Below are 12,099 nucleotides of genomic sequence, written 5' to 3'. Positions count from 1 at the left end.
ACGCATACAGTTGATTTAGGGAGATGAAGATGAGTTCACAAAACGCCTCGGCACCGTACTACTTCGTGCCTGGTCCATCCAAGTGGCCGCTGCTGGCCGGCCTGTCGCTGTTGTTGACCATGGTCGGCGCGTCGGCCTGGGTGAACGATGTCTCGTGGGGCTCGACCGTGAACATGGTCGGCCTGGCGGGCATCATCACGGTGCTGTACTTCTGGTTCGGCGACGCCATCGGCGAGTCGGAGAAGGGCTTGTACAGCCAGCGCATCGACCACTCCTACCGCTGGTCCATGAGCTGGTTCATCTTCTCGGAGGTGATGTTCTTCGGCGCCTTCTTCGGCGCCCTGTTCTACGCCCGCAGCATCACCATGCCGTGGCTGGGCGACCTGGACCACAAGATCCTGTGGCCCGACTTCGCGGCCCACTGGGGCAACACGGGGCCGGCCGGCACCATCCAGGAATTCAAGACCATGGGACCGTTCCCGATCCCGACCCTGAACACGGCGCTGCTGCTGACCTCGGGCCTGACGCTGACCATTTCGCACCACGCGCTGCGCGCCGGTCATCGCGGCAAGACCGCGTTCTGGCTGTTCCTCACCATCCTGCTGGGCGCGACCTTCATGGGCTTCCAGGCCTTCGAATACATGCACGCGTACAGCGAGCTGAACCTGAAGCTGACCTCGGGCATCTACGGTTCCACCTTCTTCATGCTGACCGGTTTCCACGGCTTCCACGTGACCATGGGCGCCATCATGCTGTCGGTGGTGCTGTACCGCGTGCTGCGCGGCCACTTCACGCCCGAGCACCACTTCGCGTTCGAAGGCGCGGCCTGGTATTGGCACTTTGTCGATGTGGTCTGGCTGGGCCTGTACGTGGTCGTGTACTGGCTGTAAGAGAGCGCTATAATTCTTCGCGGCGCCGCCTGCCGCGAAGCTGAAAAAGCCGCATGCGGGGCAGACCCGGATGCGGCTTTTTTCGTGGCGGGGCAGGGCGGGGAAGACTGCTTACTGGCGGATGCCGGTGGGTTGGATATAGCCCAGCTTGTAGCCGAGCAGGATCAGCAGGAACAGCGTGATCGACAGGCCGACCCGCATGGCCAGCGCGCGCACCGTATTGTTGCTTTTGCCCTTGTCGCGCATGAGAAAGAACAGGGCCGAGCCCAGGCTGCCGATGATCAGGATGAATGCGATGGCGACGGCGATTTTCATGGCGCGGTAGTTGGTAGATAGAGTGAGGCACCCATTGTAATGCGTATCGCCTTCCGGTTTACACTTATCCCATTCGTGGCCACCGTGCTGGTGGTGGCGCTCGGCATTGCCTTGGGGAATTGGCAAGAACGGCGCGCGGCCGGGAAGCTGGCGCTGGAAGCGCGGCTGATGCAGGGCGTCGCCGCCGCGCCGCTGGTGCTGGATGGCTACGCCGTGCCTGCGGCCGAGGTGGAATTCCGCCGCGTGCGCGTGCAGGGCCAGTTTGTACGCGGCTGGCCGCTGTACCTGGATAACCGCCCCTACCAGGGCCGGGCCGGCTTTTACGTGCTGATGCCGTTTCATATCGACGGCACGGCCGGCAATGTGCTGGTGGCGCGTGGCTGGCTGCCGCGCGACCCGGTACGGCGCGACAAGCTGCCGGACTACGCCACCCCGGCCGGCACTGTCACGCTGGAAGGCGTGGCGCGCCAGCATGTGGGCCATGTGATGCAACTGGGCACCGCGCCCGCGCTGCGTCCGGGCGCCATCGTGCAGAACGCCGACCCGGCCCAGGTGGCGGCCGGCACCGGACTGGCGCTGGCGCCGTTCGTGATCGAACAGGCGGGCGCCGCCGGCCCGGACGACGCCACGCTGGTGCGCGACTGGCCGGCGCCGGCGCTGGGCGTGGACAAACATCGCGGCTACGCCTTCCAGTGGTACGCACTGGCGGCGATGGCCATCATCTTTTATGTATGGAATGGATACCGACGTGGAAAAAGCAGTGGAAACCAACGTGACGAACACTGAACCGGCGGCCGGGCAACAAGCGCGCGGGCGCTGGAAGCTGCTGGCCGTGCTGGCCGTGTGCGCGGCGCCGCTGATCGCCTCCTATTTCACTTATTACGTGGTCAAGCCCAGCGGCCGCACCAATTACGGTGACCTGATCGACCCGCGCCAGTACCCGATTCCCGCCATGGCCAGCACCACGCTGGACGGCAAGCCGGCCACCCTGGACGACTACAAGGGCAAGTGGATCATGCTCAAGGTGGGCCCGTCCGACTGCGGGCAGGATTGCCAGGACCAGCTGTTCGCCATGCGCCAGTTGCGCACCATGCAGGGCAAGGAGATGGAACGCATCGAACGGGTCTGGCTGATCACGGACGACGCGCCGCTGGACACCATGCTGCTGCGCGTGAACGACGGCACCCGTATGCTGCGCGCGCCGGCCGGCGCGGTGGAAAAGTGGCTGCCGCCCGGCACCGACGGTCCGCTCAGCGAACACGTGTTCCTGATCGACCCGCTGGGCAACCTGATGATGCGCTTTCCGGCGCGCGCCATCTCGTCCGATATCGATAAAATGGCCAAGGTGAAGAAGGACCTGGCCAAACTGCTCAAAGCTTCCGCCATAGGTTGAACCATCATGCATGCCGTCACCTTGCCCCAAATGGCCATCACCGCGCTGCTGGTGGCCCTGCTGCCGCTGGCGATCGTGTGGACCTCGTCCGACACCAACAAGTACCGCAAGCTGGTGTGGGTGTGCGTGTTCCTCACTTTCGACCTGATCGTGTTCGGCGCCTTCACGCGCCTGACCGACTCCGGCCTGGGCTGCCCCGACTGGCCCGGCTGCTACGGCACCGCCAACCCCTTGCTGGCCCATGAGCAGATCCAGGCCGCCGAAGCGCTGCTGCCCAGCGGCCCGGTGACGGTGGCCAAGGCCTGGATCGAGATGATCCACCGCTACCTGGCCATGGCGATCGGGGTGCTGATCGTGGCCATGGCGGCGCAATCGTGGCGCCACTGGCTGCGCGACCGCAGCCGCGCCGAATACGCGCCCTGGCTGCCCACGGCGCTGCTGCTGTTCGTCTGCCTGCAGGGCGCGTTCGGCGCCTGGACCGTCACCCTCAAGCTGCAGCCCGTGATCGTCACCAGCCATCTGTTGCTGGGCATGGGCTTGCTGGCGCTGCTGGCGTGGTATGGCGGCCGCCAGGACCAGATGATCGCGCCTGTGCGCACTGTGACCGGTTCGCCGCCGGCCATGCGCAATATCCGCCTGCTGGCCGCCTTGTCCGGCGTGCTGCTGCTGGTGCAACTGGCGCTGGGCGGCTGGGTGAGCACCAACTACGCCACCCTGGCCTGCACCGATTTCCCCCTGTGCGGCGGCAAGCTGGTGCCGGAGATGGACTTCCAACATGGTTTCACGCTGTGGCGCGCGCTGGGCAAGACGGCCGCCGGCCATTATCTGCCGTTCGCGGCGCTGACGGCGATCCATTGGGTGCACCGCAACTTCGCGTTCGTGGTGGCGCTGGTGGCCGGCTACACGGCGTTCCGCGCCTGGGGCCACACGGCGCTGCACAAGACGGCGCGCGCCATCGCCGTGGTGCTGGCGCTGCAATTGTGCACCGGCGTGGCCACGATTTTCCTCAACTATCCGCTGGCCATCGCCGTGCTGCATAACGCCGGGGCGGCGCTGCTGGTGCTGCTGCTGACCATGTTAAACTACCGGGCTAAGTTCCAATTCGAGATTGCGCAGAAGGCAGCCGCCAGCGCCGTATTCCCGCATGCCACCGCTGCCAGACACCACTAATGACGACGCACACCGCCACCCGTAAATCCAACCACTTCGCTCAATACTGGACGCTGACCAAGCCCCGTGTGACCCAACTGGCCGTGTTCTGTGCCGTGATCGGCATGTTCCTCGCCACCGACGGCCTGCCTGACTGGCGCGTGGTGGTGGCTGCCACCATCGGCATCTGGCTGCTGGCCGGCGCCGCGTTCGCCGTCAACTGCCTGGCCGAACGCGAGATCGACGCACGCATGGCGCGCACCGCGCGCCGCGCGGTGGCCACTGGTGAATTGAGCGTGGGCCTGACCGTGCTGTTCTCGGCCATCATCGGCGGCGCCGGCATGTGGATCCTGTACGCGCTGGTGAATCCGCTGACCATGTGGCTGACCTTCGTCACCTTCGTCGGCTACGCCGTGATCTACACCATGATATTGAAGCCGGCCACGCCGCAGAACATCGTCATCGGCGGCCTGTCCGGCGCCATGCCGCCGGCGCTGGGCTGGGCCGCCGTGGCCAACGACGTGCCGATGCAAGCGTGGCTGCTGGTGCTGATCATTTTCGTCTGGACGCCACCGCACTTCTGGGCGCTGGCCATGTACCGCCGCGACGACTACGCCAAGTCCGGCCTGCCCATGCTGCCCGTCACGCACGGCCTGCCGTTCACCCAGTTCCACGTGCTGCTGTATTCGATCGCGCTGGCCGCCACCACCTTGCTGCCGTTCGCGGTCCACATGAGTGGCCTGATCTACCTGGCCAGCGCCGTGGTGCTGAACGCCGTCTTCCTGCGCCATGCGTGGAAAATCTACCGTCACTATACCGACCTGATTGCCCGCAAGGCCTTCACCTGGTCCATCATCTACCTGTCGCTGCTGTTCGCCGCGCTGCTGGTGGACCACTACATCAAGCTGTAATTCAAGCTCAAAGCACACCATGAAAAAACTGTTAGCGACGTTGACCCTGGCCGTATTGGCGGCCGGTCCGCTGGCCGGTTGCGGCGAAAAACCCGCCCTGCCCAAAGTGGAATTCAAGAACACCGACCTGTCCGGCCTCGATTACGCGCACGACTTCGCGCTGACCGACCACACGGGCAAGCCGCGCAAGCTGGCCGACTTCAAGGGCAAGGCCGTGGTGATGTTCTTCGGCTATACCCAATGCCCGGACGTGTGCCCCACCACGATGGCGGAAATGGAAAGCGTGATGCAGGCGCTGGGCCCTCTGTCGGACCAGGTGCAGGTGCTGTTCGTGACCGTCGACCCCGAGCGCGACACCCAGGCGCTGCTGTCACAGTACGTGCCGGCGTTCGACAAGCGCTTCATCGGCCTGTATGGCACGCCGGAGCAGACCGCCGCCGTGGCCAAGGAATTCAAGGTGTTCTACGCCAAGGTGCCGGGCAAGACCAAGGGCAGCTACACGGTGGACCACACGGCCGGCAGCTATGTGTTCGACAAGACGGGCAAGCTGCGCCTGTTCGTGCGCCACGGCCTGGGCCCCGAGCCCATCGTGCACGACCTCAAGCTGCTGCTGAATTGATCGCCTGACCGGCGGGCCTGGCATGGAGCAGCGCTTCCAACCCTACACCCGCCTGGCGGCCATTGTGCTGCTGATTCTCGGCTGCCTGATCGTGCTGCGGCCGTTCCTGGCCGCGATCTTGTTCGCGGCCGCCATCGCCATTTCCAGCTGGCCGCTGTACCTGCGGCTGCTGCACCGTATGCGCCAGCGCCGCACGCTGGCCGCCGCCCTGATGACCTTCTCGCTCACGCTGGTGATTCTGGTGCCGCTGGCATTGGTGGCATGGAGCGTGGCCGACAACGCGGCCAGCTATTTCGACCAGGTGCGCGCCGCGCTCGATGACGGCGGTATCGTGCTGCCGGCATGGGTCAAGCAACTGCCGCTGGTGGGCGAGCAGTTTGACGCCTACCTGCGCAAACTGGTGGCCAGCCGCGAGGAATTGATCGCGCTGGCCCAGCGCCTGCTGGAACCGGCGCGCAAATTGCTCCTGGGCAGCAGCCTGGTGCTGGGGAGCGGCGTGGCCCAGGTCAGCCTGGCCGTGTTCGTGTGCTTCTTCCTGTACCGCGATGGCCACGCCATCGTGGCGCTGGTGCGCAGCGGGATGAATAAGCTGATCGGCGAGCAGGGTGTGGCCGTGGCCGACACGGTGGGCCGCACGGTGCGCGGCGTGATGTACGGCCTGCTGGGCACGGCGTTGGCGCAGGCCGGCGTGGCGGCCGTGGGACTGGCGCTGGCCGGGGTGCCGGCCGTGGCGCTGCTGTCGATCACCACCTTCGTGCTGTCGCTGGTGCCGGTGGGGCCGCCGCTGATCTGGGGCGGCGCCGCCATCTGGCTGTTCAACCAGGGCCATACGGGATGGGGCGTGTTCATGCTGCTGTGGGGCTTCTTCGCCATCAGCGGCGTGGACAACGTGGTCAAGCCCATCCTGATCAGCCGTGGCAGCAGCCTGCCGTTCATCCTGGTGCTGCTGGGCGTGATGGGCGGCGTGCTGGCGTTCGGCTTCGTCGGCCTGTTCATCGGCCCCACGCTGCTGGCCGTGGCGCTGGGCCTGTTGCGCCACTGGGGCGCGGCGGAACCGGACGACGGCGCGGCCTGAGCCCTCCCGCCGCGCTGGCAGCGGCGCGCGCTCAGCCGATCATGGCCGCCAGTTCCCGCACGATTGTCTCCACCGGGGTGGTACTGGCGTTGACTTCATAGGCCGGTTCGTCAGGTGCCTCATAAGGGCTGTTAATGCCCGTCATGTTCGGAATCCGGCCGGCCCGCGCCTGCTTGTACAAGCCCTTGACGTCGCGCTGCTCGCACACGTCGAGCGGGGTGCTGACGTACACTTCGACGAAGTTATCCGCGCCGATCACGTCGCGCGCCATTTCCCGTTCGCGCTTGAACGGTGAGATGAACGCCGTCAGCACCACCAGCCCCGCGTCCATCATCAGCCTGGCCACTTCGGCGATGCGGCGAATGTTCTCGACCCGGTCCGCTTCCGTGAAGCCCAGGTCCTTGTTCAAGCCCTGGCGCACGTTGTCGCCGTCAAGGACATAGGTGCGCATGCCACGGGCATGCAGCTTGACTTCCAGCGCGTTGGCCAGCGTCGACTTGCCGGAGCCGGACAGGCCGGTGAACCAGAACACCTTGCCTTGATGACCGTTCAATTGCTCCCGGTCGGCGCGGGCGATGGACAGCGCCTGGCGGTGTACATTCTGGGCGCGGCGCAGATTGTGGCGGATCATGCCGACGGCGACCGTGGCATGGGTGTAGCGGTCCACCAAAATCAAGCCACCCAGCGTGCGGGACGCCGCGTAGGCATCGAACGCGACCGGCTTGCTGGTCTTGAGGTTACACACGTAGATGCCATTTAACTGCAGTTTCTTGCTGGCCTCGTGGGCCATGGTGTCGACGTTGATAAGGTGCTTGATGTTGGTGATCGCGGCCGTGGTCCACTGGCCGGCCAGCTTGAGCTCATAGTTCCGGCCGGGCATGCCTTGGTCCTCATGCAGCCAGACGATGGTCGCCTCGAACTGGTCCGTCATTTCGAGCGGCGCTTGCGCGTGCGACAGGATGTCGCCGCGCGTGGCGTCGAGCGCGCGGTCCAGGCACAGCGTGACGGCGTCGCCGGCCAGGGCCACAGGCAGCGATCCATCCAGGGTGACGATGTCGGACACGATGGCTTTCTGGCCGGAGGCGGTGACGCGGATTTCGTCGCCGACGGCGATGCGGCCCTGCGCCACCGTGCCGCAATAGCCAAGGAAGCCGGCATCGCCGCGGTTTACCATTTGCACCGGATACACCATCTTGTCGCTCTGTTGGCGGCTCACTTCCACCGTCTCCAGGTAAGCCATCAGCGTCGGCCCCCGGTACCACGGCGTGTGGGCGGAACGGTCGGTCAGGTTGTCGCCCTCGAGCGCGCTGATGGGGATGGTGGTGATCGAAGCGAAGCCCAGCGGCGCCGCAAACGCCTCGAAGCCGGTCTTGACGCGTTCGTACATGTCGTGCGAGAAGTCGGCCAAGTCCATCTTGTTGATGGCCAGCGCCACGTGGCGGATGCCCATCAGCGAGGCGAGGAAGGCGTGGCGCCGGGTCTGGGACAGCAAGCCGGCGCGCACGTCGACCAGCATGATAGCCACGTCGGCGGTGGAGGCGCCGCTCACCATGTTGCGCGTGGCTTGCTCAAGGCCCGGCGTGTCGGCCACGATGAATTTGCGCTTGGCGGTGGTGAAGTAGCGGTAGGCCACGTCGATGGTATTGCCTAGCGCATGTTCGGCCGCCAGGCTATCGCTCAGCAGGGCGAAGTCCATCTGTTGGCCCTGGGTGCCGTACAGACGCGATTCCGCTTGCAAGGTGTCCAGCTGGTCGTCGTACAGTTGCCGCGCATCGAACAGCAGGCGGCCGAGCAGGGTGCTCTTGCCATCGCCGGCGCTGCCGCAGGTGATCACGCGCAGCAGGTCCTGCCCACTTTGCCGCGCCTGCAAGGCCTCGACGGTGGTTGGCAGGCCGGTGGCCGGGGCCTGCGCCGCCGCGGTCCTGGCGCCGCTGCGGGCGCGCGTGGATTTGGTTTGGACCGGATGGGAAGACGCCATCAGAAATACCCCTCTTGTTTTTTCTTTTCCATGCTGGCCGCCGCATCGTGGTCGATGGCGCGGCCCTGGCGTTCGGAACCTCGGACGTTGAGCAGTTCCAGGATGATCTCGGGCACGGTGGCCGCGTGCGATGCGATCGCCCCAGTCAGCGGGTAGCAGCCCAGGCTGCGGAAGCGTACCAGTTTTTCCACGATCTGCTCGCCCGGCAGCAGACGGAATCGGTGGTCGTCCACCGCCAGCAGCATGCCGTCGCGCAGCACCACCGGCCGCTCCCGGGCGCAATACAGGGGCACGACGGGGATGGCTTGCTGGTGGATGTACTGCCAGATATCCAGTTCGGTCCAGTTCGACAGGGGGAAGACCCGGATGCTTTCGCCCTGGCTTTTCCTGGTGTTGAACAAGTCCCACATTTCCGGGCGTTGCTGCCCTGGGTCCCAGCGGTGCGACGGGCCGCGCAAGGAAAAGATGCGCTCCTTGGCGCGTGACCGCTCCGCGTCACGGCGGGCGCCGCCGAACACCATGTCGAAGCGGTATTTGTCCAGCGCCTGCTTGAGGCCCTCGGTCTCGGTGATGGCCGTGTGCATGGCCGAGCCATGGTCGAACGGGTTGATGTCCTTGGCGATGGCTTCCGGATTGACGTGGACCAGCAGTTCCATGCCGCTGGCCTTGACCATCTGGTCGCGCATCAGGTACAGCTCCTGGAACTTCCAGCGGGTATCGATATGCAGCAGGGGGAAGGGCGGTGGCGCGGGGTGGAAAGCCTTGCGCGCCAGATGCAGCATGACGGCGCTGTCCTTGCCGGCCGAATACAACATGGCCGGGTTGCCGGCCTCGGCCACCGCTTCCCGGATGAGGTGGATACTTTCCGCTTCCAGCCGTTTCAGGTGTGGCGCAGGCGGCAGGTGGCGGGCGGCGCCGGCCGGCACGGGCGGCGTGGGCAGTGTGGGTGCGTAAGCGCCAGGATGCAGGGTGATGTGCTCCGGCGAGCGCACCGGGCGCAGCAGGCCAGCCAGGGCGCCGTGGGGAAATACGGCGACGTCCTTGCCGGCGTGCTGTTGCAACCGTCGCAAGGCCGCGACGATGGCGGGGGTGTCCAGTGGCTGGACATGCCCGTCCGCCAGCGGCAGCCAGTAGCGGCCACCGCGGGCGTCGTTGGCATGCAGACAGGGCGCGCCGTCCGGCAGGGCGCTGAGCTGGGCGAACAGCACCAGTTTGCGCTGGCTGCGGGCCTTCTCCAGCGCCCAGTCGAGGATCAGCGGATTGGCCGGGCGCTCCAGTTCATCGCGCAGGGACGCTGGCGTCAAAGGCGCCGGCAGCAGCTTCCATTCGTTCAGGCGGCGCTCGGCGGTGCGCTTGGTGTCCGCCTTGCCCAGTGCCTGTAAATGGTGAAATGCACGCTCCGTGTCCCAGACCTGCGGGGCATTCAAGCCGCACAGTTCGCTCGCCTCATTTTTAGTCGCAATTTGCATCTTTGTATTTTATACTTGTCTGGACTGTAAATGATAATGCCAATAATTCGGTTGGCAACATAAATATGCAAATTACGACGAATTTTTTGATGTCCGGCGCCGGGGCGGCCCGATGATCGACCTGGCCTATGTCATGCCGGGCGCTCTGACCGGCTTCGTGGTCGGATTGACGGGCGTCGGCGGCGGCGCCTTGCTGGCGCCCATCCTGTTGCTGTTCTTCGGCGTGGCCCCCACCACCGCGATCGCGACCGATCTGTGGTTCGCGGCCATCACCAAGCTGGCCGGGGCCCGCATGCACAGTGGGGGCGGGCAGGTTGACTGGCAGGTGGTGCGGCGTTTATGGATGGGCAGCTTGCCCATGGCACTGGCGGTGGTGGTCGCGGTAAGCCTGGGCCACCAGTTGATCAGGATAGCCTGGTTGAGCAAGGCGATCGGCTTGCTGGTGCTGGTGACAGCACTGGGCCTGCTACTGGCGCCCAGCTTGCTGGCGCTGGCGCGTGGGCGCCGGCTCGGCGATCCGGCCAGTTTCAAGCGGCTGCAGCCCCGGATGACGGTGGCCGCCGGCGCCATCCTGGGCCTGTGTGTCGCGTTGACGTCGGTAGGCGCGGGTGCTCTGGGCAGCGTGATGCTGTTGTATCTGTATCCCTTGCGCATGACGCCCCACAAGCTCGTGGCCACCGACCTGGTGCACGCGATCCCGCTGGCCATGGTGGCCGGTATGGGTTACCTGTTCGCCGGCATGGTGGACGGGCGGATGCTGGCCAGCCTGCTGGCCGGTTCGCTTCCGGCCATCGTCCTGGGCAGCGCGTTGGGACGCCGATTGCCGGGACGCTGGCTGCAAATCGCGCTGAGCATGGTGTTGCTGGCGGCCGGGGCGAAAGTGCTGGCTTGAGATGGTGGCGGCCATGACGCCGGTCCGTGCGCAGTGCCGCCTCAGTCCCTATCGTCCTCTTCGCTGGCCGGCGCGCTTTTCGGAATCACCTTCACCAGCAGGATGCGCGGTCCCGTCATCTTCTTGGCGACGATGTCGAACGAGCGGAAGCTGATGCGCTGGCCCTGCTTGGGAATGTCGCCCAGCTTGAGCATCAGCAGGCCGCCCACGGATTCCACTTCATCCAGACCCAGTTCCTCGTTCTCGATATCGATGCCCAGCGCCCGCTCCAGCGAGAAGATGGGCAGGCTGGCCTTGCCCACCAGTGTGCCGTCGGGCTGCTTGAGCCAGTCGTTTTCGTTGAGCCGGAACTCGTCGTGGATCTCGCCCACCATGGCGCCCAGCAGGTTGTCGAGCGTGATGAAGCCCAGCGGCCGCTTGCCTTTTTCGCCGATCAGCGCGAAGTGGGGCGCGCCGTCGCGGAAGCGGCGGAACTGCTCCAGCGCGGGCGTGCGCGCGGACAGGGTTTCCACCGGCCGCAGCAGCGGCGCCAGTTCCGTCACCGGCTTGCCCGATTGCTGGGCGAAGAACAGGTCTTTCAAATGGATCAGGCCCAGCACCGTTTCGCCGTCCGCGTCGTAATACGGATAGCGGCTGAAACGGTTGCGCAGCATGGTCTGCAGATTCTCCTCCAGCGGCAGGTCGGCCCGCAGCGCGATCACTTCATTGATGGGCCGCATCAGGTCCGCCACGGACAGCTCGCTGAAGTCCAGCGAGTGGGCCAGGATGTTGCGCTCGTCCTTGCTGTACTTCTGGCCCGGCTGGTTGCTGCGCAGGATCAGCTTGAGTTCATCGACGGAATAGTGGGTATCATGGCCGCCCTTGCCGGACAGGCCCGCCAGTCCCAGCACCATGCCGGCGCTGGCGTTGAGCACCCAGATGGCCGGATACATGGCCCAGTAGAAGCCGTACAGGGGCAGGGCGCTCCACAGGCCGATCGCTTCGGGCATGCGGATCGCCAGCGACTTGGGCGCCAGCTCGCCCACGACGATGTGCAGGAAGGAGATGATGGTGAACGCCAGCGCGAACGCCACGCCGTGGATCAGTTGCGGCGAGCTGACGCCGATGGCGGCGAACAGTGGTTCCAGCAGCCCCGCGAAGGCCGGCTCGCCGATCCAGCCCAGGCCCAGCGAGGCCAGCGTGATCCCGAGCTGGCAGGCCGACAGGTAGGCGTCCAGCTCACCGTGCACCTTGGCCAGCGTGCGCCCCCGCAGCCCCTGGCTTTTGGCGATGGCGCGGATGCGGGTGGGGCGCAGCGTGACGATGCCGAATTCGGCGGCCACGAAGAAGCCGTTGAGCGCGACCAGGAAAATGGCGAGCAGGACAAGCAGGAGGTTTTGCATAGGGGCGCGCGAGGCGGGCGGTCGAA

The 12,099-nt window shown here is 65.8% G+C and carries 12 protein-coding genes; 8 read left to right on the top strand and 4 right to left on the bottom strand.

The annotated features are described in order from the left end of the window. The first annotated feature begins 29 nt into the window (after positions 1–29). Complete coding sequence (locus tag H3H39_RS15530; protein ID WP_182154297.1) at positions 30–890, top strand: cytochrome c oxidase subunit 3; 861 nt, start codon at positions 30–32, stop codon at positions 888–890. A gap of 111 nt (positions 891–1,001) precedes the next feature. Here the strand turns inward: H3H39_RS15530 and H3H39_RS15525 are convergent, their stop codons facing one another. Beyond that, on the bottom strand, positions 1,002–1,205 hold the full coding sequence (locus H3H39_RS15525) for a twin transmembrane helix small protein (protein WP_182154296.1): 204 nt from the start codon (positions 1,203–1,205) through the stop codon (positions 1,002–1,004). 39 nt (positions 1,206–1,244) lie between these two features. On the opposite strand from H3H39_RS15525, the gene H3H39_RS15520 reads away from it, so the two are divergent. From H3H39_RS15520 to H3H39_RS15495, 6 genes are read left to right on the top strand one after another with little or no spacing between them, the layout of a single operon-like run. Continuing rightward, positions 1,245–1,991, top strand: a complete 747-nt coding sequence (locus H3H39_RS15520) for an SURF1 family protein (protein WP_182154295.1) — start codon at positions 1,245–1,247, stop codon at positions 1,989–1,991. Further along, positions 1,978–2,598 (top strand): SCO family protein, encoded by a 621-nt coding sequence (locus tag H3H39_RS15515; RefSeq protein ID WP_311196931.1) that lies wholly within the window; start codon positions 1,978–1,980, stop codon positions 2,596–2,598. Before H3H39_RS15520 ends, H3H39_RS15515 begins: the two co-directional genes overlap by 14 nt. 6 nt (positions 2,599–2,604) lie before the next feature. Beyond that, complete coding sequence (locus H3H39_RS15510) at positions 2,605–3,768, top strand: COX15/CtaA family protein (protein ID WP_182154293.1); 1,164 nt, start codon at positions 2,605–2,607, stop codon at positions 3,766–3,768. Next, positions 3,768–4,658 (top strand): heme o synthase, encoded by an 891-nt coding sequence (gene cyoE, locus H3H39_RS15505; protein ID WP_182154292.1) that lies wholly within the window; start codon positions 3,768–3,770, stop codon positions 4,656–4,658. The genes H3H39_RS15510 and cyoE overlap by 1 nt, the downstream gene beginning before the upstream one ends. Positions 4,659–4,677: 19 nt before the next feature. Further along, complete coding sequence (locus H3H39_RS15500) at positions 4,678–5,277, top strand: SCO family protein (RefSeq protein WP_182154291.1); 600 nt, start codon at positions 4,678–4,680, stop codon at positions 5,275–5,277. Positions 5,278–5,299: 22 nt separating this feature from the next. After that, complete coding sequence (locus tag H3H39_RS15495) at positions 5,300–6,352, top strand: AI-2E family transporter (protein ID WP_182154290.1); 1,053 nt, start codon at positions 5,300–5,302, stop codon at positions 6,350–6,352. A 31-nt stretch (positions 6,353–6,383) separates the two neighbouring features. On the opposite strand, the gene cysC is transcribed toward H3H39_RS15495, so the two are convergent. Both cysC and cysD read right to left on the bottom strand, forming a co-directional pair. After that, a complete protein-coding gene (gene cysC, locus H3H39_RS15490; RefSeq protein ID WP_182154289.1) occupies positions 6,384–8,330 on the bottom strand; it encodes an adenylyl-sulfate kinase in 1,947 nt (648 codons plus the stop codon). Further along, complete coding sequence (gene cysD, locus H3H39_RS27940; protein WP_229218090.1) at positions 8,330–9,232, bottom strand: sulfate adenylyltransferase subunit CysD; 903 nt, start codon at positions 9,230–9,232, stop codon at positions 8,330–8,332. Before cysD ends, cysC begins: the two co-directional genes overlap by 1 nt. Before the next feature lie 679 nt (positions 9,233–9,911). Between cysD and H3H39_RS15480 the strand changes: the two genes are divergently transcribed. Continuing rightward, on the top strand, positions 9,912–10,691 hold the full coding sequence (locus H3H39_RS15480; RefSeq protein WP_182154287.1) for a sulfite exporter TauE/SafE family protein: 780 nt from the start codon (positions 9,912–9,914) through the stop codon (positions 10,689–10,691). Positions 10,692–10,732: 41 nt separating this feature from the next. On the opposite strand, the gene H3H39_RS15475 is transcribed toward H3H39_RS15480, so the two are convergent. Further along, complete coding sequence (locus H3H39_RS15475; protein WP_182154286.1) at positions 10,733–12,073, bottom strand: hemolysin family protein; 1,341 nt, start codon at positions 12,071–12,073, stop codon at positions 10,733–10,735. Positions 12,074–12,099: the final 26 nt, after the last annotated feature.

The sequence above is a fragment of the Rugamonas apoptosis genome (genome assembly GCF_014042355.1).
GTDB lineage: Bacteria > Pseudomonadota > Gammaproteobacteria > Burkholderiales > Burkholderiaceae_D > Rugamonas > Rugamonas apoptosis.
Note: the sequence above shows the minus strand (reverse complement) of the source record. Positions and strands in the feature narration are given on the sequence as shown.